General features: G+C 67.7%; 21 protein-coding genes. 15 read left to right on the top strand and 6 right to left on the bottom strand.

The features are described 5' to 3' along the window. The 4 genes from ABZ552_RS21675 to ABZ552_RS21690 form a co-directional block, all read right to left on the bottom strand. Positions 1-2,514, bottom strand: a 2,514-nt coding sequence (locus tag ABZ552_RS21675; protein ID WP_357439299.1) for an amino acid adenylation domain-containing protein, incomplete at its 3' end; no start/stop codon positions are given. Between the two features lie 462 nt (positions 2,515-2,976). Beyond that, a complete protein-coding gene (locus ABZ552_RS21680) occupies positions 2,977-3,192 on the bottom strand; it encodes a hypothetical protein (protein ID WP_357439302.1) in 216 nt (71 codons plus the stop codon). 217 nt (positions 3,193-3,409) lie between these two features. After that, a complete protein-coding gene (locus tag ABZ552_RS21685) occupies positions 3,410-4,135 on the bottom strand; it encodes a cache domain-containing protein (RefSeq protein WP_281880112.1) in 726 nt (241 codons plus the stop codon). 3 nt (positions 4,136-4,138) lie between these two features. After that, positions 4,139-4,885, bottom strand: a complete 747-nt coding sequence (locus tag ABZ552_RS21690; protein ID WP_281880113.1) for a GntR family transcriptional regulator — start codon at positions 4,883-4,885, stop codon at positions 4,139-4,141. Between the two features lie 326 nt (positions 4,886-5,211). Here ABZ552_RS21690 and ABZ552_RS21695 point away from each other — a divergent pair, with 326 nt between their 5' ends. Continuing rightward, complete coding sequence (locus ABZ552_RS21695; RefSeq protein WP_281880114.1) at positions 5,212-5,469, top strand: hypothetical protein; 258 nt, start codon at positions 5,212-5,214, stop codon at positions 5,467-5,469. A gap of 119 nt (positions 5,470-5,588) precedes the next feature. On the opposite strand, the gene ABZ552_RS21700 is transcribed toward ABZ552_RS21695, so the two are convergent. Both ABZ552_RS21700 and kdgD read right to left on the bottom strand, forming a co-directional pair. After that, complete coding sequence (locus tag ABZ552_RS21700; RefSeq protein ID WP_357439306.1) at positions 5,589-7,190, bottom strand: aldehyde dehydrogenase (NADP(+)); 1,602 nt, start codon at positions 7,188-7,190, stop codon at positions 5,589-5,591. Continuing rightward, entirely contained in the window at positions 7,190-8,104 is a 915-nt protein-coding gene (gene kdgD, locus ABZ552_RS21705; RefSeq protein ID WP_281880116.1) for a 5-dehydro-4-deoxyglucarate dehydratase, read from the bottom strand. Before kdgD ends, ABZ552_RS21700 begins: the two co-directional genes overlap by 1 nt. A 104-nt stretch (positions 8,105-8,208) precedes the next feature. Here kdgD and ABZ552_RS21710 point away from each other — a divergent pair, with 104 nt between their 5' ends. The 14 genes from ABZ552_RS21710 to ABZ552_RS21775 all read left to right on the top strand — a co-directional run bounded on the left by ABZ552_RS21710 (position 8,209) and on the right by ABZ552_RS21775 (position 22,668). After that, the gene (locus tag ABZ552_RS21710) at positions 8,209-9,132 is read left to right on the top strand and encodes a LysR substrate-binding domain-containing protein (protein ID WP_281880118.1); all 924 of its coding nucleotides are present in this window, start codon (positions 8,209-8,211) and stop codon (positions 9,130-9,132) included. Between the two features lie 125 nt (positions 9,133-9,257). After that, positions 9,258-10,652, top strand: a complete 1,395-nt coding sequence (locus ABZ552_RS21715; protein ID WP_281880119.1) for an MFS transporter — start codon at positions 9,258-9,260, stop codon at positions 10,650-10,652. Then, positions 10,649-11,995: a glucarate dehydratase gene (gene gudD / locus ABZ552_RS21720; RefSeq protein WP_281880120.1), complete on the top strand. Its 1,347-nt coding sequence runs from the start codon at positions 10,649-10,651 to the stop codon at positions 11,993-11,995. Before ABZ552_RS21715 ends, gudD begins: the two co-directional genes overlap by 4 nt. A 151-nt stretch (positions 11,996-12,146) precedes the next feature. Beyond that, entirely contained in the window at positions 12,147-12,707 is a 561-nt protein-coding gene (locus ABZ552_RS21725; protein ID WP_281880121.1) for a hypothetical protein, read from the top strand. Then, positions 12,707-13,387: a hypothetical protein gene (locus tag ABZ552_RS21730; RefSeq protein ID WP_281880123.1), complete on the top strand. Its 681-nt coding sequence runs from the start codon at positions 12,707-12,709 to the stop codon at positions 13,385-13,387. The genes ABZ552_RS21725 and ABZ552_RS21730 overlap by 1 nt, the downstream gene beginning before the upstream one ends. 18 nt (positions 13,388-13,405) lie before the next feature. Next, entirely contained in the window at positions 13,406-14,281 is an 876-nt protein-coding gene (locus ABZ552_RS21735; RefSeq protein ID WP_281880125.1) for a lysophospholipid acyltransferase family protein, read from the top strand. 90 nt (positions 14,282-14,371) lie between these two features. Continuing rightward, entirely contained in the window at positions 14,372-16,234 is a 1,863-nt protein-coding gene (locus ABZ552_RS21740; protein ID WP_281918335.1) for a hypothetical protein, read from the top strand. Next, positions 16,231-16,419 carry a hypothetical protein gene (locus ABZ552_RS21745; RefSeq protein WP_281880128.1) on the top strand — a complete coding sequence of 63 codons (189 nt, stop codon included), beginning with the start codon at positions 16,231-16,233 and terminating at the stop codon, positions 16,417-16,419. The genes ABZ552_RS21740 and ABZ552_RS21745 overlap by 4 nt, the downstream gene beginning before the upstream one ends. Continuing rightward, positions 16,419-16,805 (top strand): hypothetical protein, encoded by a 387-nt coding sequence (locus ABZ552_RS21750; RefSeq protein ID WP_281880129.1) that lies wholly within the window; start codon positions 16,419-16,421, stop codon positions 16,803-16,805. The genes ABZ552_RS21745 and ABZ552_RS21750 overlap by 1 nt, the downstream gene beginning before the upstream one ends. Next, positions 16,802-18,139 carry a hypothetical protein gene (locus ABZ552_RS21755; protein WP_281880131.1) on the top strand — a complete coding sequence of 446 codons (1,338 nt, stop codon included), beginning with the start codon at positions 16,802-16,804 and terminating at the stop codon, positions 18,137-18,139. The genes ABZ552_RS21750 and ABZ552_RS21755 overlap by 4 nt, the downstream gene beginning before the upstream one ends. Before the next feature lie 33 nt (positions 18,140-18,172). Further along, complete coding sequence (locus tag ABZ552_RS21760) at positions 18,173-18,604, top strand: hypothetical protein (protein ID WP_281880132.1); 432 nt, start codon at positions 18,173-18,175, stop codon at positions 18,602-18,604. A gap of 910 nt (positions 18,605-19,514) precedes the next feature. Continuing rightward, on the top strand, positions 19,515-19,829 hold the full coding sequence (locus ABZ552_RS21765) for a hypothetical protein (RefSeq protein WP_281880133.1): 315 nt from the start codon (positions 19,515-19,517) through the stop codon (positions 19,827-19,829). Between the two features lie 410 nt (positions 19,830-20,239). Further along, positions 20,240-21,631, top strand: a complete 1,392-nt coding sequence (locus tag ABZ552_RS21770) for a cytochrome P450 (RefSeq protein ID WP_357439316.1) — start codon at positions 20,240-20,242, stop codon at positions 21,629-21,631. Continuing rightward, positions 21,628-22,668, top strand: a complete 1,041-nt coding sequence (locus ABZ552_RS21775; protein WP_281918336.1) for a hypothetical protein — start codon at positions 21,628-21,630, stop codon at positions 22,666-22,668. Before ABZ552_RS21770 ends, ABZ552_RS21775 begins: the two co-directional genes overlap by 4 nt. Positions 22,669-22,670 lie beyond the last annotated feature (2 nt).

The raw sequence follows: 22,670 nt of genomic DNA on the forward strand, positions 1-22,670 counted from the left end.
GGGCAACTCCACCTGCTCGGGCAACCCCGCCAACGCCTGCCGCCAGAACCCCACCTGCTGCGCCAGAACCGAATCCGGGTCCTGCTCCGCACCCAGGATCTCCCGCTGCCACAACGCGTAATCCGCGTACTGCACCTCCAACGCCGGCCACTGCGGCGCCCCGCCGCGCATCCGGTCCACATAAGCGCTCATCAGATCGCGAGTCAACGGCCCCATGGAGAACCCGTCACCCGCGATGTGATGCACCACGCACACCAGCACGTGCTCGGACTCGCTCACCACGATCAACCGCACCCGCACCGGCGGCGCGACCGTGACATCGAAACCCTCACTCACCGCGGCGGCCACGAGCTCGGGCACCTCGGACTCCTCGGCCTGCTCGACCACGAATTCCGGCACGGCACGCGGATCGGACGTGGGTAGCACCACCTGGTAGCCCTCGCCGTCCACATCCGGATACACCGTGCGCAACGCCTCGTGCCGCGCCACCACATCCGCTACCGCAGCCCGCAACGCCGCCATATCCAACGCGCCGCTCAACCGCACCGCGACCGGAATATTGTTCACCGCACTCGCGGGATCGAACCGGTTCAGAAACCACATCCGCTGCTGGGCATACGACAACGGCACCCGCTCCGGCCGCACCCCAGCAACCAGCGCCCGCCCCGCCGCGGACCCCGCATGTTGCTCCACCCGCGCCGCCAACCCAGCGACCGTCGTCGCCTCGAACAGCAACTGCACCGGCACCCGCACATCCAACGCCGCACCGATCCGCGCCGCCGCCTGCGCCGCCAGCAGCGAGTTCCCGCCCAATTCGAAGAAGTCGTCATCCGCGCCGACGCGGCCGTCCTCCTCCGGCACCAGCAACGCCGCGAACACCTCCGCGACGATCTCCTCCACCGGCGTCGACGGCGCCCGGAACGCCCGCGCCGCGAACACCGGCTCCGGCAACGCCGCCCGATCCAACTTCCCCACCGGCGTCAACGGAATCTCGTCCAGCACGATGATCGACGCCGGAATCATATACGCGGGCAACGACTCGGCGATGAAGTCGACCAACGCGGCGGTGTCGATGCCTGCCATGTCGTCCTTCGGCAGCACGTAGGAGACCAACATGGTCAAACCGTTCGGTTGCCGCTTGCCCAGCGTCGCCGCGAACTCGACATCCGGATGGCGGCTCAGCGCGTCATCGATCTCGCCCAGTTCCACGCGGAAACCGCGGACCTTCACCTGGAAGTCCGAGCGACCCAGGACCTCGATGCCGCCCGTGTTCAGGCGGCGCGCCAAGTCGCCGGTGCGGTACATGCGCGAGCCGGGATTGCCGGCCTCGCCGCCGAAGGGATTGGCCACGAATCGCTCGGCGGTCAGGCCCGGCCGGTTGAGGTAGCCCTGCGCCAGCGCGGGGCCGGACAGATACAGTTCGCCGACCACGCCGGCCGGGGCCGGGCGCAGGCGGGAATCGAGTACGAACAGGCCGAATCCGGGTATCGCGTTGCCGATCGTGATCGTCTCACCCGGGACGAGCGGCGCGCTGCTGGTCGCGATGACCGTCGCCTCGGTGGGACCGTAGCCGTTGATCATCGCGCGGCCGTCACTGCTCCACCGGTTCACCAGGTGGGGTCCGAACCGGTCGCCGATGACCATGACGACGCGCAGGTCCGTAAGGCCCGCGGGATCGACCGATTCGAGTGCGCCGGGCGTGATCAGCATGTGGGTGACGCGTTCGCGCTGAAGGAGTTCGGTGAGTTCGAACCCGCCGAACACCGTCGGCGGCGCGATCACCAGCGTCGATCCGGTGGCGAAAGCGAGCAGCAGTTCCAGCACCGATACGTCGAAGTTCGGCGAGCAGATGTGCATCACCCGCGAGCCCTCCGTGACGTCGTAGCGCTCCCGTTCGGAGGCCACCATCGCGCCCAATCCGGAGTGGGTGACCACGACGCCCTTGGGCCGGCCGGTGGAGCCGGAGGTGAAGATCACGTAAGCGGGATGATGTTCGGTGAGCAGCCGCACCCGATCGGTGTACGACACCGGGTGTGCGGTCCGCCCCGCGATCCGCTCCTTGTCTCGCGGATCGTCGAGTTCGATCCACGGGATGGAAGTACCCAGTGCCGCACGGTATACGGACGTGGTCAGACCCAACGCGGCTCCCGAATCGGACACCATGTAGCTGATCCGCTCGGGCGGGTAGGTGGGATCGATCGGCACGTAGGCGGCGCCCGTCTTGGCCACGGCCCACACCGACAGCACCGACTCGAGGGAGCGCCGAATGCCGATGGCCACCACGTCGCCGGGGCCGATTCCCCGGTCGATCAGCTCGCGCGCCAACCGTGACGACGATTCGTCGAGCTGCCGGTAGGTCAGCTCGACGGTATCGGCGGAATCACCCGTCGGGCTGAATCGGATCGCGACCGTGTCTGCGGCGGATTCGACCGCGGCGGTGAGCAGCTGCCCGAAGAGCAGACCGCCGGAACGGCGACGGCGGTTTCCACGCGCGGAACGGCGGTCCATCTTCATTTCCCGTGCTTTCTCACTCAGGTGGCGCCGGCTCCTCTGGCCGAACACCATCGATCCAACCCACAACCTCGCTACTTGCTCGCAATGGTGTCGCAGACAGACCGGTGCTCCTCGCACGAGAAGCACCAGACCCTCTGCCCCCGTCGGGGGACAGTACACAGCCGGTCACCTGCCCACGCCACGGCATACTGCAGCGCCTGGCGAATTATGCTGTGTTTCACACCTTTCGCCGACCAAGTGCTGAAATGCAGCGCAAACCCCATGATGCGCCTCGATCGGCCTGCTCGTCCGGCGTACGCGACCCCTCCGCTCCGGGGCGGGGGACGAGGTGCGGCGTGTGTACGAGATGTCCGCCGCACGAAACGATCGCGGCGGCATCCCGGCCGTATCAGAAGGTTCGTGCTCGTGTCTCGGCCACCGCGAACCTCCAGGCTGCGCCCGGACCGGTCGCCGCCCGCGGCATCAGGGGAAGGTGCAGGCGGGACCGCCGCCGGAGCTGTCGACGTATCCGGCGCGCAACATGCGCAGCAGCAGGCACAGCGCTTGGGTGGCCGGTCCGGTCGAGGCCGACCCGGTATCCGCGATGGTCGCCTGCTGCTCGAACGGCGCGGCGGACGCGGTCGATAGCGGTGCGAGGAGTGTGGCCGTCACGAGGAGGCTCGCGGTGATCGCCTTCATGGGCATGAGTATTCGGCGAATGCCACCGCGCCGCACGACCCCATTCATCGGGGCGCACCGGCACGACGCCGCCCTGCGGGTCGTTGCTCACCGATGGCCCGGACTGACGCACCCAGTTCTCCGGCAGGTCACGGCCGTTGTGGACGGAGCCTATGCCCCTGAATCCGTCGCGGTGTGTCCGAGCGGCGAGAGCACCGACGTGTGTGCGCATGGGGGATCACAGCGGTTGCAACGACCACGGCATCGCTTCGATGGGCACCGCGGCGGCAGGCGGGTTCATCCGGCTCGTCCTGGATCCCGTGGTGAATTCGGGATCGGTTCCCATGATGACGCGGCCCTCGTTGTTGACCAGCAGCACCCGGTCCTCGAATGCCCGGAATCGTGGAAGGAGGCACTCCTCGATCGACGCGACCGGAACGTCGGCCCCGGCGATTCCGAGAAAGGCGCCCGATCCGACCGTCACCGGTAGAGCGAAGGTGCAGACGTACTGATCGGTGCAGGCGTAATCGAGGCACGGCCCGTGCACCCAGCGCCGTGCCTGGTCGCGCGGGATCTCGAACCATTCCATAACCGTGTAGTCGTAGAAGTACTCGTTCTGCGGATTCAATTCCAGGACGAGGCGTTGCGGTCCGCGTTCCGCGTCGATCGACCACCACTCCAGATATCGGGGGCGATCGGCGAGAACGGCGTCGGCCATCACCAAGCCCGCGCCTGCGAACAGTTTTCCGCGCCGCTCGAGTTCCGCGACGATAGTGTCGCGCAGCGGTGCCAGATCGGTCGATCGGGGCGTGTGCCGCGGCCTCTCGGCCAAGCCTTCCCACAGCGCCGCCAGCCCGGCCCCGATCGTCCCGAGCGATTGATAGACCTCGTCGGCGAGTTCGGTGACGGCCTCGGCGAGCGACTCGACGGTCACCGGGGTGGAAAAGCTATCGGTATCCCGCATCGATCAACTGAGTTCCAAGCGTAGGGCGACGAGGCGGCGGATTCGTGATTCGGTTTGTGATTCTGCCAGTTCTCTCGCCCGGATGTCGTCTTCTTGTTCGATGGCGTCTACCAGATCGCGATGGGCGACGGCTTCGGCCGCCGGATCCAGATTCAGCCGGGGCAGCCAGAGCAGGGCGGAGAGTTCGGCCTGCAGAGCGACCTGCGCGCGCGTCAGCCGGGTGGATTGCGCGCACACCGCCATCTCGATATGAAAGCGGCTGTCGGCCCGGCGTGCCGAAATGGGTTCACTGCTGTCTTTCAGCCGATCGGCCAGGGACCGGAGGCGAGCGATATCGGCCCGCACCCCGCGGCGCGCGGCGAACACGGCAGCCGCTCCGGTGACGGCGAAGTGTTCGTCGCCCAGGTCGCGCAGCTCCTGGATGCTCATCTGCTGCAACCGCGCCACCGAGGCGCCCTCCAGGACGTCCGCCGCACCACGGATGAAACTCCCGCCGCCGCGTCCGCGCTTGGTGTGCACGATGCCGCGCTGCCGGAGCACGGCCAGTGCCTCGCGCAGGGTCATGGTCGAGACGCCGAGCTGGTTGGCCAGATCGGTCTCGCTCGGCAACTGCTGGCCGTCTGCCATCAGGCCCAGGCTGATGGCAGCGCACAGACGCTGCACCACGGCCTCGGTTTTCGGGCCGCCGCCCTCGAGCGGTGACAGCACGGCGCCGAGAGCGGTCAGACCGGCGCTCTCCTGCTTGGACAACGCGACTCCTCGATGGGTTTACCTCCCGATCCTAGTCCCGAACACTTGAAATATGAACTCTGAAATTAGAGGTACACCTGCGGTGATGCCGCGGTCGGTGGCCGCCGAGGCGGCGAACGCGACGAAATCGTTGCCCGCCCCCCATTGAGCTATGACATCTAATGTCTTATGTTATAGGTCGTGAAGCTGCCCACCAGGGCACCCGGACGCGTTGATGTCACGATCGAAGCAGGATTTCTCCATGTGTGAGAGCCAGAGCAGTCATAGCGAACATCCACGACGGCGTCTCCGCGACCGTCGCGAGTCGTCGGCCCGGGGTGTCGAACATGCCTGATACGCACCACACGGAAGTCGACGGCGTGCGCGTGACGTGGCGTTTCGTCCAGCACCACCTGATCGCGATCGTCGCCGTGGACAAAACGTGCGATGCCTCGCCGGTCGCCTCCTTCGGCCCGGGGAACTACCCCGATCTCGCGCAGGCGCGCGAACTACTTCCGGAATTGACGAGGCTGTGGGACGCGGTGCGCCGCGAATTCTGGGCGAAACTCATCCCGCCCCTGTGCGGGCAGCCCGCATGGGCGTGAACTCGACCGAACCCCGCTCCGCGCGATAGGCGTCGTGCTGGACTCGGCCGGCGACCCAGACGACTGCGCGCCCGGTCGCAGAGCCGGGCGCGCGGCTTCGTACCCGCGCGGACTGGATCTCAGTCCCGCGTGACCGCCCCGTCCACGCGCCGCCAGATGCCGAGCGGGTTGTCCGCGCGGATCTCGTCGGCGAGAAGGTCGTCGGGGACGTTCTGGTAGGCGACCGGACGCAGGAAGCGCTCGATGGCGCGGCTGCCCACGGAGGTGGTCGAGGGTGCGCTGGTCGCGGGGAACGGGCCTCCGTGGACCACCGCGTGGCCCACCTCGACGCCGGTCGGCCAGCCGTCGAAGAGCACCCGGCCCGCGATCAGTTCGAGCTTGCCGAGCAATGTCCGGGCCAGCTCGCGGTCCGCCGACGTGGTGTGCACCGTGGCGGTGAGCTGGCCCTCGAGTTCGTCGACGAGAGTGGCGAACTGCTCCGCAGCGCTCACCCGCACGATGACCGAGGCGGGTCCGAAGACTTCTTCCTGAAGCTGCCGGTCGGCCAGGAACCGCTCGCCGGTGGTGACGAACAACTGCGGAACGCCGGTGCAGGCGGCCCCGGCGTCGCCGCCCGTCGCGACTGTCCGCACGGCCTCGGTGGCGGCCAAGCGGCGCACCCCGGCGGCGAACGCTGCGGCGATGCCGGGGTTGAGCATCGGTGCACCGGACGCCGCTGCGACCGCCGCGCTCGCCGCGTCGACGAAGTCGTCGGCGCCGGGGCCGTCGGCCAGGAAGACCAAGCCAGGGCTCGTGCACAGCTGGCCGACACCGGTGGTCAGCGAGGCGACGAAGTCGGCGCCGAGTTGTGCGCCGCGCTCAGCGAGGGCGCCCGGCAGGACGAAGACCGGGTTGACACTCGACATCTCGGCGAAGACCGGGATGGGCACCGGCCGGGCCGCGGCTGCCGCGACCAGCGCGAGTCCGCCGCGCCGGGAGCCGGTGAAGCCGACCGCCCGGATCCGCGGGTCGCGTACCAGCGCCGAGCCGGTGTCCACGCCGCCGTGGATCAGCGAGAACGTGCCTTCGGGCAGGTCGTGCTCGCGTACGGCCGCGCGCACCGCCCGGCCCACCAGCTCGGAGGTACCCGGATGAGCGGGGTGGGCCTTGACCACGACGGGTGCGCCCGCCGCGAGGGCCGAGGCGGTGTCGCCGCCGGCTACCGAGAAGGCGAGGGGGAAGTTGCTCGCCGCGAACACCGCGACCGGCCCGAGCGGGATCCGGCGTTGCCGCAGGTCGGGTTTTGGCAGCGGGCTGCGCATCCGGTCCGGCCGATCCACTCGGGCACCGGTCCAGCTGCCCTCGCGCACCACCTCGGCGAACAGCCGCAGCTGTCCGGTGGTGCGAGCGATCTCCGAGCGCACCCGCGCCTCGGGCAGACCGGTCTCGGCGATCACGCGGTCGACCAGAACATCGCCCAGGCCCTCGATCTCCCGGGCGATGCTCTCCAAGAAGGCCGCGCGCGGACCGAAACCGGTGTGCCGGTACGCCTCGAAGGCGGCCGCGGCGAGCTCGGCGGCGCGGGCGACGGTCGCGGCGTCGGCCTCGCCATACACGGGGTCGAGGGCATCGCCGTTCGCCGGGTTCGTCGCGTGGAACGACTCCGCCGCGCCGCGGACGTCGGCCGCGCCCACCAAGTTGTCGCCGGTCAGTCGCGCGGTGTCGATGCGTGCGGTGGTCATCAGCTCACCTTCTTCACGAGGTCGGCCAGCTCGGCGAGTTCCACCTCGTCGAGATCGGTCAACGGGCTGCGGACCGGCCCTGCCGGGCGTCCGATCACTTTCATGCCCGCTTTGATGATGCTCACCGCGTAGCCCGGCTTCCGGTTGCGCAGGTCGCAGTAGGGGATCACGAACTCGTTCAGCGCGGTGCGTACGAATTCGGTGTCGCCGCGGCGCAGCGCCCGGTAGAAGGCGAGCGCGAACTCCGGGACGAAGTTGTAGATCGCCGAGGAGTAGGTGGTGACGCCGAGCGCCAGATACGGCAGCGCGAACATCTCCGCGGTCGGCAGGCCGCCCACGTAGGTGAGCCGGTCGCCGAGGGCGGCGTAGATGCGGGTCATCTGCTCGATGTTCCCGATGCCGTCCTTGAATCCGATGAGGTTCGGGCACCGGTCGGCGAGTTCGGCGACGGCGGCCTCGGTGTAGGCGGCATTGGCCCGCGAGTAGATGATCACGCCGAGATCGGTGGCGGCGCACACCTGCCGGACATGCGCGACCAGCCCCTCTTGGCTCGCCTCGGTCAGATACGGCGGCAACAAGAGGATCCCGTGCGCGCCCGCCCGTTCCGCTGCCCGCGCCATCTCGACCGCGGTGGCGGTGCCGTAACCGGCGGGCGCGATCACCGGCAGTCCTTCGGGCGCTTCCGCGACCGCGGCGGTGACGACCTGCTCCACCTCGGCGGGGGTGAGCGAGAAGAACTCGCCGGTGCCGCCCGCGGCGAACAGACCGGACGCGTCGTAGCCGCCGAGCCAGGCGATGTTCTCCCGGTAGGCGGCCTCGTCGAACGACCCGTCGGCGCGCAGATGGGTGACCGGGAAGGACAACAGTCCGGAGCCGAGCTTCCGGGCGATCTCCTGCGGTGCGGCAGTGGTCATGGGGGCTTCTCCTGTTCGATGGGCCGGCTGAGCCCACCCTAGGAACGACTTATGATTCACGTCCAACACTGTTTGCATATCCATCAATACAAGGTCGGTATCGAATGTTCACCTTCGTGCAGCTCACCCACTTCGTGGCCGTCGCCGAGGAACTGCATTTCGGGCGTGCGGCGGAGCGTCTGCGGATGACGCAACCGCCGCTGAGCAGGCAGATCCAGCTGCTGGAGAAAGAAGTGGGCGCGGAGCTGTTCGATCGCGCCAACCGCACCGTCCGGCTCACCCGGGCGGGTCAGGCCTTCCTGGTGGACGCTCGCCGCCTGCTCCAGCAGGCCGAGCGCGCGACGCTGGCGGTGCGCCGGGTGTCGGCGGGCACCGGCGGGGTGCTGCGGGTGGGCTTCACCGGCGCCAGCGTGCACTCCGGCCTGCCCCTGGTGCTGGCGACCGCGCGCTCACTGCTGCCGGACGTCGACGTGGAGCTGCGCGAACTGGTGACGATGGACCAGGTGGAGGCGCTCTCGGACGGATCACTGGATCTGGGCATGGTGCGCCCACCGATCACCCGCCCCGATCTGACCACGCGGACCTTCGTGCGGGAAGGATTGATCGCCGCGTTGCCCGGCGGTCATCCGCTCGCCGCTTCGGCCGAGCCGCTTCCGGTCACGGCGCTGCACGGCGCGGATATGGTGATGCACGCCCCGGTCGAGGCCCGCTACTTCCACGAATTGGTGACCAGCGTGCTGCACGCCGCTTCGGTGGTGCCGGTGGTCGCCCAGTACATGACCCAGGTGCACAGCATCCTGGCTCTGGTCAACCTGGGCTGGGGCGCGGCGCTGGTGCCCGAATCGGCGGCGGGCATGCGGTTCGACAACGTCCGGTACCGGCCGCTGGCCGAAGTCGACAAGGTAGTGGAGCTCGATCTCGTCTGGCGGCAGGACAACGAGAACCCCGCGCTGGCCCGCTTGTTCTCGGGGCTGGGCCAACGGACGGGCACAGCGTCCGATACCTTTCCTGTATCGATTCATCCGTAATTGGTGTTGGACGGGAATCGTCACTGTTCTCTAAGTTCGGTGCTGTGAGGCGAGTCACTCGCCACGACGATCTTTTCCCACGGCACCGCGGCGCGCGGTGGTGGTTCGACCGAAAGGAGTGGACGATGTCGTTCACTCGGCAGCCGACGGCAGAACTGGATGCGGCCGTATCGAAATTCTTTCGACGCGTCGTTCCGCTGTTCATCGTCATGTTGATCTGCAACCAAATCAACCGAGCGAATATCGGTTACGCCCGCGAATATCTCGAGGCGGACGTCGGCATCGGCGCTGCCGCGTACGGGTTCGGCGCGGGGGTGTTCTTCATCGCCTACGCGCTGTTCGAATTGCCGAGCAACGTGATGATGGAGAAATTCGGCGCCCGCATCTGGCTGACCCGGATCATGGTGAGCTGGGGTCTGATCTCCGCGGCGATGATGTTCGTGCAGAACGCGACGATGTTCTACGTCCTGCGCTTCCTGCTCGGCGCCGCCGAGGCGGGCTTCTTCCCCGCCGTGATCTTCTATCTGGCCAAGTGGCTGCCCAACAGCCACCGCGGCCGCGCCACCGCGCTTTTCGTCGCCGGGTCGTCGATCGCGGCGGCGATCTCCGGGCCGCTGTCCGGACCGTTGCTTTCGCTCGACGGTGGCGCCGGCCTGCACGGCTGGCAGTGGATGTTCGGCATCGAGGGGATGGTGTCGGTAATCGTCGGCTGTATCGCCTTTCTCTTCCTGGATTCCCGGATCGAGGACGCGAAATGGCTGACGGCGGGGGAGCGGAAAGCATTGAGCGAAACCATTGCCGACGAGGAGATCGACAAGGCAGTCAATTCGGGTGTGGCGCACAAAGTGTCGCGCTGGCGGATGCTGGCCGATCCGAAGCTCCTCTTGTTCTGCTGGATCTATTTCGCGATCCAGCTGTCGATCTACGCCAACACCTTCTGGCTGCCCTCGATCATCCGCCGCATCGACGGCGTGAACGACATCACCGTCGGCCTGCTCGCCTCCTTGCCGTGGATCTGTGCCGTGGTCGCCATGTATCTGTCGGCCCGGATCGGTGACCGCACCGGAAACCGGAAGCCGCTGCTGATCATCGCGCTGCTGACCGCGGCGGTCGGCACCTATCTGGCCGCGATCGCCTCGCCGTGGCTCGCGTTGGTGTTCCTGTGCATCGCCGCCATGGGCTTCAAGAGCGCCAGCCCGCTGTTCTGGTCCATCCCGCAGTCGGGTCTGCACCCGTTGGTCCTCGCGCCCGCCATCGCCATCATCAACTCCATCGGCAACCTCGGCGGCTTCGTCGCACCGTACGGCTTCGGGCTGGTCAAGTCGGCCACCGGCGAGGTGACCTGGGGTCTGTACGCGCTGGCCGCCGCCTCGGTGCTCGCCGCCGCCTCGGTGCTGCTGGTGCGCCGTACGCGCACCGCCGAGGGCACCGGTTCCCGCATCGTTTCCGAGGTCGCCGACGATTCCGCGCCGGTCGCCTCCCCGAACGCCCTCGCTACCCCTCTGGAGACTCGGTCATGACATCCTCGCCTCGCACTCCTCGCGTCATCGACATGCGCGTCGTGCCGATCGCGGGCCACGACAGCATGCTGCTCAACCTCAGCGGCGCGCACGCTCCGTACTTCACCCGCAACTTGGTGATCCTCACCGATTCCGAAGGCCGGACCGGGGTGGGGGAGGTGCCCGGCGGCGAACGCATCCGCGCCACGCTCACCGACGCCAGGGAACTGGTGCTCGGCCGGTCCGTCGGCGAGTACCACGCTGTGCTCGGCGACATCCGCCGCACCTTCGCCGCCCGCGATGCGGGCGGGCGCGGCAACCAGACGTTCGATCTGCGAGTCACGGTGCACGCCGTCACCGCGGTGGAATCCGCACTGCTGGACCTGCTCGGGCAGCACCTGGAGGTGCCGGTGGCCGCGCTGCTCGGCGAAGGCGTGCAGCGCACGGAGGTGCCGGTGCTCGGTTACCTGTTCTTCGTCGGCGACCGCACGCGCACGGACCTGCCGTATCGCTCCGGCGCCGACGAGCCCGCCGACGCGGACACCTGGCAGCGGTTGCGGCACGAGGCGGCGCTGACCCCGGACGCGGTGGTCGCGCTGGCCCGTGCCGCGCGGGAGCGCTACGGCTTCCGGGACTTCAAGCTCAAGGGAGGCGTGCTCGCCGGGCGGGAGGAGGCCGCCGCGGTCCGCGCGCTCGCCGAGGAGTTCCCGGACGCCCGCATCACCTTGGACCCCAACGGCGGATGGCTGCTGAGCGAGGCCGTGGAACTGTGCCGCGAACTGACCGGCGTGCTCGCCTATGCCGAAGACCCGGTCGGCCCGGAGGGGGCCTACTCCGGTCGCGAGGTGATGGCCGAGTTCAAACGGGCCACCGGTCTGCCCACCGCCACCAACATGATCGCCACCGACTGGCGCGAACTCGGCCACACCGTCCGCGCGGGCGCGGTCGACATCCCTCTCGCCGATCCCCACTTCTGGACGATGGCAGGCTCGGTCCGGGTGGCCCAGCTCTGCGATGCGTGGGGGTTGACCTGGGGGTCGCATTCGAACAACCACTTCGACGTCTCCTTGGCGATGTTCACTCACGTCGCCGCGGCCGCCCCAGGAACCATCACCGCGATCGACACCCACTGGATCTGGCAGGACGGCCAGCGGATCACCCGCGAGCCCTACCGCATCGCCGACGGCCTGCTCACCTTGCCGTCGCGACCCGGTCTCGGCGTCGACCTCGACGAGGAGCAGGTGGCCGCCGCGAACGAGCTCTATCACCGGGAGGGCTTGGGCGATCGCGACGACGCGGCCACCATGCAGTACCTGGTGCCGGGCTGGCGCTTCGACAGCAAACGCCCGGCGCTGGTGCGCTGACCTCGCTCGACCCATCCGACAGGCCGGCTGGATTCGCTTCGCAGCGTGCCGGCCGGCCCGTCGGCGTTCGTCGAACCCCTTGCTGGACATGTGTTTGGAATCACCGTGGGGAGGCATTACCCGAGCGAAGAAGCTCGACAAGGAGGTTCAGATGTCGACTGGAGCATGGGTGATCATCGTCGTCATCGCCATAGTCGTCCTCGCGGCCCTTGTCGCGTTCCTGGTGGTACCGATGCTGCGCAGGCAGCGACTACGCCGCAGGTTCGGACCCGAGTACGACCGGACGGTCCAGGAACGTGATGACCGCAAGACCGCCGAGCGGGAACTCGCCGAACGCGAACGCAGGCATGCGCAGTTGCGCTTACGCGAACTGTCGGAGGACGAGAAGCGGGTCTATTCCACCCGTTGGGTAGAGGTGCAGGAACGATTCATCGATGACCCCGCCGGGGCATTGACCGAAGCCGACCGCCTCGTCACCACGATCATGGCCGAGCGCGGCTATCCCACGGAGAACTACGAGCAGCAACTGGCGGATCTTTCCGTCGAGCATGCCGAGCCGTTGGGCCACTATCGCGCGGCGCACGACATCGCCACCCGCCCGGCGGGCAGCGCGGTGTCCACCGAGGACCGTCGCTCGGCGATCGTGCACTACCGGGAACTGTTTCAGGACTTGGTCGGCGTGTCCGGCCAAGAGAACAAGGACGTGAAGTAATGAGCACCGAGTCCGAGCGGCGGACCTACACCACTGACGCACAACGTGATTCGGCGAAGGCGGGCGAGACCCGCGCCGAGTCCGGATACGACCGGGCCGCCGAAACCGGCCGTGGTCCCGAAGTCGAGCCCGGCGCGGCCCGGCACGACGCCGAGCGTACGGCGAACCCGGAGTCGGTCGATCCGGCCGGGCGCGCACCGGCCACTGAGGAGACGCCCGTTCACGAGGTCGGCGAATCCGAACCCCTCGGCGAGCACGCTTCGGCAGGGCCGCGCGCGACAGGCGCCGAACGCCCCGACCACGTCGGCGACTCCGGGCACAGCGGCGTCGCGACGTCGGAGCAAGCGGTTCCCGCCGGCCCGGCGACCGGCTCCGGTGTCACCCCGTCCGCCGCCGCGGCGGAAGAGCAGCCTGTGCCGCTGTTCGCCGAAACCGATCGCGATCGCCTGCGCACGCAGTGGCGGGAGGTTCAGGTCACCTTCGTCGACAGCCCGCGCGACGCCGTCCACCGGGCGGACGAACTGCTCGACGACATCATCCACCAGCTGACCACCACCTACGAGCAGCGCAAACGCGAACTCGACGAGCGGCGCGGCGACACGTCCGACACCGAAGGTCTCCGGCAGGCGCTGCGCGGGTACCGGTCGTTCTTCGACCAGCTGCTCTCGATCGGCGGCTAGCCGCGGAAGTTGTCGTCCATGAGCGTCTTTCGAACGGCCGCCGGAACGGTCGATCAAGCGGCGAACTGGGTCGCGCGGCAGGTGAAGGCGCGGGTTCCCACCGCCGACCCCGCCGATCGCGACCCCGGGTTCATCGCCGACACCATGGACATCGGCTGGCTTCTGGTCCGCCTCTATTTCCGGGCGGAGGTCCGCGGCCTGGAACGAATACCCCCGGAGGGGCCGGTGTTGCTGGTCAGCAACCACTCCGGGGGAAACGTGTCGCCGGAGGTCATGGTGACCACCCTGGCATTCGTCCGCCGTTTCGGCCCGGACCGGCCGTTCTTCCAGCTCGCCCACGACATGGTGATGGCCTACCCGGTGATCGGCTCGTTGCTGCGCCGCTTCGGCACGGTGAGCGCCGATCCGGGCAACGCCACGCAAGCGTTGCGCGCCGGCGCTGCGGTGCTGGTCTATCCCGGCGGTGACTGGGAGGTGCACCGCCCGACCTGGGAGGAGGATCGCGTCGATTTCGCCGGGCGCACCGGTTTCCTCCGCCTGGCCTGGAAGGAGCGGGTGCCGATCGTGCCGGTGGTGAACATCGGTGCGCAGCAGACCCAGCTGGTACTCACCCGTGGGGACCGGATCGCCCGCCTGCTGCGGCTGGACCGGATGCTGCGCCTGAAGGTGTTCCCGATCTCGATCGCCCTTCCCTGGGGACTGGACATCGGTGACCTCGCGGGACATCTGCCCCTGCCCAGCAAGATCATCGTCGAGTTCCTGGACCCGATCGATCTGCGGGCCGAATTCGATGCCGAACTCGATGTCGAGGCGGCCTACGAGCACGTCACCGGAATAATGCAGGGCGCGCTGAGCAGGCTGGACGAGGAACGCGACCTGCCGATCGTCGGGTGACCACGGGTGGCGGGGCAATTCCGGCCGCTACTCCGGATTTTCATGGTACCGTTCGTAACATATATCCCTTTCGTGTGATGGAGGTCTCCCATGCGCGATGCGGCGCATGAAACGGTCGCATGGTTCGCCGCGCCGGGCGCAGAGGGCGGCGGAGCGGCGCTGGACCAAGTGGCGATCATGACCGGCGCCGCCGGGCTCGTCGCCCTCGTGTTGCTGTGGGTCGGCTATTTGCATCGCACCCGGCGGATCACCTGGCTGCAGCGGCTCGCCGACCGCCTCGGGCGGCTGTTCAACCGCCCCGGCTGGGTGGCCCTGCCGCTCGCGATGTTCCTCGCGACAATCCTGACCGCCCTGTTGGGCTTCATCTGGGACGTCAGCCTGCACGTGGGCAACGGCCGGGACAACGGGCCGCTGGCCAATCCGGCGCACTACTTCATCCTGGCGGGCTTGTTCTTCTTGTTCACCGCGGGGATGTCGGCCATCGTGCTGCCACTGGACGAAAAGCCCGGCGCCGCGGCGGTGCGCATCACCCGCGGCTGGTACGCACCCGTCGGCGGCATCCTCATCGCGGGATCCGGCCTCTACGCTCTGATCGGCTTCCCGCTCGATGACGTCTGGCATCGGCTGTTCGGTCAGGACGTCACGCTCTGGGGGCCGACGCATCTGATGCTCATCGGCGGCGCCGGCCTGTCGCTGGTCGGTGTGCTGCTGCTCGAGTTCGAGGGCAGGCACAGCCGACCCGACCCGGACCGAGCCGACGGCAGACTGATGTGGCTGTTGCGGTCCTTCGCCTTCGGCGGCCTGCTCATCGGACTGTCGGTCTTCCAGGTGGAATACGACTTCGGAGTGCAGCAGTTCCGGCTCGTCCTGCAGCCGATGCTGATCGCCGCCGCGGCCTCCGTCTCCCTGGTCGCCGCTCGCGCCAGCCTGGGGCCGTTGAGCACCCTGGTGGTGGTGGGCTTCGCCGCCGCGGTCCGTGCGGTGGTGGCGGTGCTGGTCGGCGGCCCGATCATCGACGCGCCACGCAATGTCTTCCCGCTCTACCTGGGCTGCGCGATCGTGGTGGAACTGCTCGCGCTGCTGCCGCTCACCCGTCGACCCATCTGGTGGGGCGCGGTGTGCGGACTCGCGATCGCGACGGTCGGGCTGTGGCTCGAATCCCTCTGGGTTCGTGCGATGTTCGTCAATCCGTGGCCTGCGGCGATGTGGCCTGAACTGCTCGCGATGGCCGTCCCCACCGGTATCGCGGGCGGTGTCGTCGGCGCGCTGCTGGCCATGACGCTGCGCGGCGAACCGCTGCCGCGTCCGCCGGTGCGGCGCGGCTTGATGGTCGCCGCGGTCCTCGTCGTGGCGGCCACGACCGCCAACGGGCTGCTGATCGATGTTCCGGAGCAGGCCACCGCGACGGTCACGCTGCGCGACGCCGAGCCGGGGCCGGACGGCCGGATGGTGCTGGCGGACGTCCGCGTCACGCCCGCCGATCTCGTCGGCTCCGACCCCGAATGGATGCAGATCTTGTCCTGGCAGGGCGGAATCGGCTCCGACAGTCCGGGCCGGGGTCTGGTCGTCGACCACTTGCAGCGAGTGGGTCCCGGGCACTACGTCTCCACCGAACCCGTCCCGGCTCATGGCTCGTGGAAGACCGTCCTGCGTATGCAGGACGGGCGCGTCCTGACCGCAGCGCCGATCTTCATGGCCGCCGACCCCGGCATCGGTGTGGAAGAGGTCCCCGCACTCGCCTCGTTCACCCGCCCGTTCATCGGCGAGATCTCCGTGCTGCAGCGGGAACGCTCGTTCGATTACCCGTCCTGGCTGTTCGGCGCGGCATCGCTGGTCGTACTGGTGTGCAGCCTCGTCCTCGTCGGGGCGCTGTCCTGGGGCGCGGCGCGGATCAACGATCGGTATCCACGTGTGAGCCGTAGGACCGAGGCGGAACCGGCGGTTTCGCGATGACCCGAGGCGCCGACGGCGTGGACGTGCTGGCCGATCATTCGATCCTGCTCGCTATACCGGCATTCCTGCCCGCCCTGGTCGTGGTCGCTGTCGTCGTTGTCGTCGCTCTGCGTGATCGTCGCGCCGAGGAGCGCGATCGGGCACCCGGTTCGCCGTCCGAGCACGGCGCGGAGAAGGAGGAATGATGGCGTCCGTGCGCCGCTGGGGCGCGCTCGTGCTGTTGAGTGGTCTGCTCGTGACCGGCTGCGCTGCCTCCGATCCCGCTACCGCCCCGTCGACGAGCGTGACGGCCGGAGACTCGGACGCGCTCGTCGTCACCGTGCGGATCGCCGCAGGCTCGGTGACCCCGGCCGACGCCCGTCTGGAGACACGGGTGGGACGACCGATCGAGGTCGTTGTCGACAGCGACACCGATGACGAACTGCATGTCCATGCCGCGCCCGAGCACACCTTCGCGATCACCCCGGGCGCCGGCCAGCGGTTCCGTTTCGCCGTGGACGTGCCAGGGCGGGTGGAGATCGAACTGCACCACGCCCGGCGCACGGTGGCGACGCTGCTCGTGCGCGGATGACGGTTCTCGCCCACGGCATCGGCGGCGCCACCGACCTGCCGATTCCTCTGTCGTTCGCGCTCGTCGGCGCAGCCTGGGCCTTGACGTTCTCGTTCGCGGTGCTGGTGCTGGCCTGGCGTGAACCGCGGCTGGAGCCACGATCACCGGGATACGCGCTCCCGGCGCCGGTGCGGGCCGTCGTGGACGCCAGGGTGGTCCGGGCCGCGATTTCGGCGATCAGCGTGGCCGTCACCATCGCCGTCGTCGTGATCGGCCTCTTCGGTCCTTCCGACCCGGCGCGCAATCCCGTTCCCGGCGTCGTCTACATCTTCCTGTGGGTCGGAGTCATGGTCGCCTCACTGGTCGCCGGACCCGTCTGGCGGGTGTTGTCCCCGGTGCGGGCGGTGCATCGCGCCGTCTGTCTGGTGTGGCGGCGTCAGCCCAGCCACGGTTGGATCCGTTATCGCAGTTCTTGGGGGCAGTGGCCCGCGGTGCTGGGCCTGTTCTCGTTCGTATGGCTCGAACTCGCCTATCCGGAACCGGGTTCGGTCGCCGCGGTGACCACCTGGTTCGTGGCATACCTCGTCGTGAACACGACCGGACTGCTCGTGTGCGGCAGCATATGGGCCGAGCGCGCCGACCCGCTCGAGGTGTACAGCAGTCTGCTGGGCAGGCTGAGCCCGTTCGGACGTCGCGATACCGGCGAACTCGTGCTGCGATCGCCGTTGAACAACCTGGCGGGCACTCCCGCCCGGATCGGCGGGGTGGCCGTGGCCGCCACTCTGCTCGGCTCGACCGCGTTCGACAGCTTCACCACGTTTCCTTCATGGCGCGGGCTGCTGGCCGACGCCGGGAGCAGCGGATCCGACGTCCTTCCCGCCCTGCTGAACACGGTGGGATTGCTGGGCTTCATCGTCGTCGTCGGGGGCGTCTTCCGCACCGCCGCCCGGGCGACCGGCGGCCTGCCCGAAGCCGAGCGCAGACGTCTTCCGGCTCGCCTCGCGCACAGCCTGACTCCGATCGTCGCTGGTTATCTGATCGCCCACTACCTCACGTTCTTGGTCGAGAAAGGCCAGGCCACGGCGCTCCTGCTCGCCGATCCGCTCGGGCGGGGATGGAATCTCGCCGGTCTCGCCGACCGCGATGTCGCCTACATTCTGTCCACCCACCCCGCGGCACTGGGGACGATCAAGGTGCTGGCCGTGGTGATCGGGCACATCCTCGGCGTCGCCGCCGCGCACGACCGCTGCCTGCGACTGCTGCCGCCGGCACATCGGGTCACCGGCCAACTGGCTTTGATGCTGACCATGGTCGGTTTCACCTTCACCGGCCTCTACCTGCTGTTCGAGTCCTGAGGGGCCTGGCCAGTCAAGGCGACCAGTGCCTCGATGACGTCGAGCAAGCGCCAACGCCGCGTTCGCGCTGTGCAGATTGCGGGCACAGTGGATGCCGCCGCTCGGCTCTGCGGATCGGCGGCGGATACAGTCCAGATCGATAGGGATCGCAGGAGGGTACCGCTGATGTCCGTGAACATTCATCTCTCGCTGTACGTCGAAAAGCTCTCCTCTCCAGCGGAGGCCGACGCCATCGAGGTGGCGGTGGAAAAGGTGTTGAAGGAGCACGGGATCGACCCGTGGACGGTGGTCAGCGTCTTTCACAACCCGCCCTGGGTGAAGGCAACCAGCGAGAACGGCCCGATCATCGTCCGCGGGTTCGGCGAGTGGAGCAAGATCTTCGAACGCGACGTCACAAATGTCATTCGCGATATTGCGCCTGAAGCGGACATCGATCTCGAATGGGGTTATCCGGACGGGGACTGACCTGCTGGTTGAGCTTGCTGCGCCAACTCGGCTTCGAATTCGGATCGACTTGTGATCTCTTCCAAGATGGCGATGGGTTATCTCGGTGACTCCGGCGGGGCGGCCGCGCAGCCGATATCGGCACCACGCCGTTGTTGTTCAGAGCCTGCATGAGGGCGGTGATCGAACCGGGGTCCAGTTTCGACGGAGGTGGCGGGTTCGGCGTAATGGCGTCAGCGTTGCCCTGGGGTGGCGGTAGCGAGTCTCCGTCGGCTGGACAAGGGTCGCCGGGATCGCCACCATCCAGCAGACGACGTCCAGCAGCGAGAAGGACGGGACGCCGAAATCGTTGAGAATGTTGGTGATCGGCGCCGCCGTGTGTAGGAACCAACGCGGAATGCTCGCCGAGTTCGCGATCAACCATTTGCCTGTAGTCACCACCGCTGGCGCTTCGCGCGAAAACGCCGAGGTGCTTATCCGGCCACATCCGCACGGTGCCCCCGTGCTTCGATCCGCGGGCAATCGATGGAGTTCGACGAGCGCAACGTCGAGGTCGGCTACTGCGACGAGTCCGAAGGCGATCGTCGCCGAGCGTCTCCTCGGGACAGGTGGAGAACCGTAGTTGCGGCCATACGTAGTGCAGGCACTCCGGCTACCGATGTGTCTTTTCTACCTATCCCGGAATCCTCGGTTTGTCGGTGGTCGGCGGCTACGCCCAGCGGGATCGAGGGGTTCTCGCCGGGTGTGATCGCCAACTGCGCCGCGGAACGCGCGGTGATGCCGGCGAAAAGACCCGGTCGGCACTCCATCGCCGGGTTCGGACGTTCGAAGGCCGGCCTTCGCGCTCGAGGGAGACCGGTGGAAAGGGTTGCCGTCGGTCGAGGCAGACGCTTGTCTGAGCCGGCCGACATGAACAGAAACGGTGTCTGCGATGACCGACGTACTGCCCCTTGCCTACGGGTACCTGCGCGACGATTTGCTCGGCGAACGCGACGCGGCAGAAGACACATTACGCGCTGCCGCGAACGCGCTCGGCTACGAGCTGGGAACGGTGTTCCACGAGCCACGGTGCGGGAGCGAGGGGCTGCCGCCGGCGTTCGTCGATCTGCTCGCCGAATGTCGGCGGGCAGCCGCGGAGGCGGTGATCACACCGCAGGGCCATCTGTCGGAGACAGTATTCCGAACCGTCTTGCAGTCGGCCCTGACAGCGCGTGGCGAGTTGGTCGTACACGAGGTCGGCTCCTGATGTCGAACGGACCCGACAGGATCTGCCGCCCCGCTTCGGCGGGGTCCACCTGCCCGTCGCCCGCCGCGCCCGCAGCGGCGAAGCCCACCCCCGCCGCAGGTTCGAAAGCCACGCTGCGCTCATACCCCGAATTCACATCGTCGGATTCCGGTCCGGACCCGGGTCGGTGCCTGACTCCCGCCGATTGGAGAGCGGTGGCCGGTTGGCTCGATCCGGGCCGCACTCCGCTCGAGGGTTGGATGGGGGCGGAGTGACCGGTTCCGCGTGCTTCCGTATCACCGCTCGACGGTATTGAAGATCGAAATACGAAGGTGAGCGAGTCGCAGATATGCGAGTAGAGGAAGCGAGGGACGTCCGCGTATTCAGCTGGAGTGCTATTGGCGCCACTCGTCGCCGGTTGGGCGCCCGCAATGGCTGAGTCAGGGATCCCACCGGCGTCGGGTTCGGTCTGGCCGGTCGGTCATGCTGTGGCGTTGCTGCGAGATCCGCTGGCGTTTTTGTCGTCTCTGGCCGATGCCGGCGATGAACTCGTGAAGATACGAATCGGTCCTGGGGCCGCGGTCGTGGTCTGTGACCCGGACATTGCCGATCGAGTCCTTCGTGACGATCGTACTTTCGACAAGGGTGGCCCATTATTCGACATAGCGCGAAAAGTGGTGGGTGACAACGTGATAACCTGCCCGCACAGTATGCATCGTCGGCAGCGACATTTGATCCAGCCGACGTTCAGTCGCTCCCGGCTCGAAAACTACGGCCGAGCGATGACGGCCGAGGCCGATGCCATGACCGCTGCTTGGAGCGACGGTCAGGTCGTGGATATGTTGGCCGAGGCATTGCGCCTGGCTACTCAAACGGTGATGGCGACTATGTTCTCCGGTGCGCTCGCGCCGCACGTCCGCGATCGGGCATTGGACGATGTCGCGGTTATCGTCAACGGGCTGTACCGACAGATGCTGTCGCCGCCACTGCTGAATCGGCTACCGACTCCCGGGAATCGCCGGTATGGGCGAGCGCACGCAAGTCTCCGCGAGTTGATGACGGCAATCGTCGCCGAACGGCGGATCGATGACACCGACCACGGGGACCTGATTTCGGCCATGCTCGCGGCCCGAGTCCCCACCGAGACGACCACAACCACCCGCATCAGCGTCGGCATGACCGACAGCCAGATCTGCGATCAGCTCATGTCCTTCTTCATCGCCGGATCAGAGACCACCGCCAGCGCGCTGGCCTGGGCATTACATCTGCTCGTGGCTCATCCCGACATCGAGGAACGTCTGCACAAGGAAACGGACCGGGTGCTCCACGGGGCTCCGGCTCGCTACCGGGACCTGCCCGACCTGCCGCTGACGGGGCACATCATCGCCGAAGCATTACGGCTCTATCCCCCCGGCTGGTTGTTCACCAGAACAGTCACGGCCGATACGCGACTGGGCAGCTACGACCTTCCCGCCGGAACCTCTCTGGTGTACAGCCCTTACCTCCTGCACCGGCGCAACGATCTCTATCAGCACCCGAATCGCTTCGATCCCGACCGATGGGACACCACGCAGCCGCCGGTCCCGCGGAAGGCGTTCATGGCATTCGGCGCCGGACCGCGGCGATGCGTCGGCGAGGCCTTCGCTCTCACCGAACTGTCCCTGGCACTGGCCACGATCGCCAGTCGGTGGCGGATACGCCATCGCGTCGGCAAACGGGTCCGTCCTGCGGTGGCGATGGCCCTGCATCCTCGCGAACTGCGGATACGTATCCAGTCAGCCAGTCGGGGCGTTGCTCGGCCGTCAGCAGAAGGTGACCGATGAAAGTTCCCGAACAGCCTGCTCTGCCCGGGATCTTCTGCCCGATCGAATCGAACATCCATCCCGCAGTCGGCACGATGGAAAACCGGTCGATCGGTTGGTTGAGGGCCGGCGGGTTCCTCGATGATCCCCACCAGGGACGCGCACTGGTCGCGACCAGATCGGCCGAGTTCATGGCGAGGATGGCACCCCACGGCTGCGTCGATCGACTGCAGATCGCTTCGGACTGGGCCTACTGGGGGTTCGCGTTCGACGATCGCTTCGACCGTGGTCCGCTGTCGAAGGATCTCGGTGGGTTCGTGTCCTATGCCAACAAGCTCGTGCGCGTGCTGGAGGCGCCCGGCTCGGAATTGGCGCAGGCAGACCCGCTCGTGCGAGGGCTCATCGATATCTCGACACGGTTCGCCGGCCGTGTGACACCGGTTCAGCATCGTCGATGGATCCAGGCCCACCGTGCCTGGCTGTTCGGAGTCTGCGCCGAGATGAGTACGACCACGACGCCGAGCGTCGACGAGTATCTCGCCATCCGGATCAACAACGCGGCAGGCGAGGTCGTCACCGTCATCACAGAACTGGTGAACGAGTACGAACCTCCCGCGGCAGAGTTGGAGCTGCCTCGGGTCCGGGCACTGACCGAGATGACACGTGTGCTCGCGGCACTGGACAACGACCTACACTCCCACCCCAAGACAGTGGCTTTGAACGAAAGCAACCAATACAACCTGCTGACGGTGATCGCAGCGCGCCATGCCTGCGGGCCGGACGAGACCATCGCCCGAGCCGTGCGGTTGCGCGACCGGATCATGTGCCGGTTCCTCCTCGCCGGAGCACAGACCCGCGGGCTGAGCAGAGACACCCGTCACTATCTCCACGGTCTACGGCACGTGATCCGCGGAAACCTCGATTGGGCGCTCGACGTGGAACGGTACAAAGTAGACGGTCGAACCGTGGCGGACCGTTTCACCATCAACGATTCACCTACCGATTCATCAGCCGAAGCCCCAGGAATGTCATCGATCAACTGGTGGTGGCAGGTATGACG

Origin of the sequence: Nocardia sp. NPDC019219, assembly GCF_040632645.1 — a bacterium.
Classification (GTDB): Bacteria; Actinomycetota; Actinomycetes; order Mycobacteriales; family Mycobacteriaceae; genus Nocardia; species Nocardia sputorum.

Excerpts from the sequence above, each read along its gene's own strand:
- ABZ552_RS21680 (WP_357439302.1), bottom strand. The coding sequence starts at position 3,192 with ATGAAGGCGATCACCGCGAGCCTCCTCGTGACGGCCACACTCCTCGCA.
- ABZ552_RS21750 (WP_281880129.1), top strand. The coding sequence starts at position 16,419 with ATGGCGTCCGTGCGCCGCTGGGGCGCGCTCGTGCTGTTGAGTGGTCTG.
- ABZ552_RS21730 (WP_281880123.1), top strand. The coding sequence starts at position 12,707 with ATGAGCACCGAGTCCGAGCGGCGGACCTACACCACTGACGCACAACGT.
- ABZ552_RS21725 (WP_281880121.1), top strand. The coding sequence starts at position 12,147 with ATGTCGACTGGAGCATGGGTGATCATCGTCGTCATCGCCATAGTCGTC.
- ABZ552_RS21740 (WP_281918335.1), top strand. The coding sequence starts at position 14,372 with ATGCGCGATGCGGCGCATGAAACGGTCGCATGGTTCGCCGCGCCGGGC.
- ABZ552_RS21685 (WP_281880112.1), bottom strand. The coding sequence starts at position 4,135 with ATGCGGGATACCGATAGCTTTTCCACCCCGGTGACCGTCGAGTCGCTC.
- gudD (WP_281880120.1), top strand. The coding sequence starts at position 10,649 with ATGACATCCTCGCCTCGCACTCCTCGCGTCATCGACATGCGCGTCGTG.
- ABZ552_RS21700 (WP_357439306.1), bottom strand. The coding sequence starts at position 7,190 with ATGACCACCGCACGCATCGACACCGCGCGACTGACCGGCGACAACTTG.
- ABZ552_RS21775 (WP_281918336.1), top strand. The coding sequence starts at position 21,628 with ATGAAAGTTCCCGAACAGCCTGCTCTGCCCGGGATCTTCTGCCCGATC.
- ABZ552_RS21760 (WP_281880132.1), top strand. The coding sequence starts at position 18,173 with ATGACGTCGAGCAAGCGCCAACGCCGCGTTCGCGCTGTGCAGATTGCG.
- ABZ552_RS21745 (WP_281880128.1), top strand. The coding sequence starts at position 16,231 with ATGACCCGAGGCGCCGACGGCGTGGACGTGCTGGCCGATCATTCGATC.
- ABZ552_RS21715 (WP_281880119.1), top strand. The coding sequence starts at position 9,258 with ATGTCGTTCACTCGGCAGCCGACGGCAGAACTGGATGCGGCCGTATCG.
- ABZ552_RS21735 (WP_281880125.1), top strand. The coding sequence starts at position 13,406 with ATGAGCGTCTTTCGAACGGCCGCCGGAACGGTCGATCAAGCGGCGAAC.
- ABZ552_RS21755 (WP_281880131.1), top strand. The coding sequence starts at position 16,802 with ATGACGGTTCTCGCCCACGGCATCGGCGGCGCCACCGACCTGCCGATT.
- ABZ552_RS21710 (WP_281880118.1), top strand. The coding sequence starts at position 8,209 with ATGTTCACCTTCGTGCAGCTCACCCACTTCGTGGCCGTCGCCGAGGAA.
- ABZ552_RS21695 (WP_281880114.1), top strand. The coding sequence starts at position 5,212 with ATGCCTGATACGCACCACACGGAAGTCGACGGCGTGCGCGTGACGTGG.
- ABZ552_RS21770 (WP_357439316.1), top strand. The coding sequence starts at position 20,240 with ATGGCTGAGTCAGGGATCCCACCGGCGTCGGGTTCGGTCTGGCCGGTC.
- ABZ552_RS21765 (WP_281880133.1), top strand. The coding sequence starts at position 19,515 with ATGACCGACGTACTGCCCCTTGCCTACGGGTACCTGCGCGACGATTTG.
- kdgD (WP_281880116.1), bottom strand. The coding sequence starts at position 8,104 with ATGACCACTGCCGCACCGCAGGAGATCGCCCGGAAGCTCGGCTCCGGA.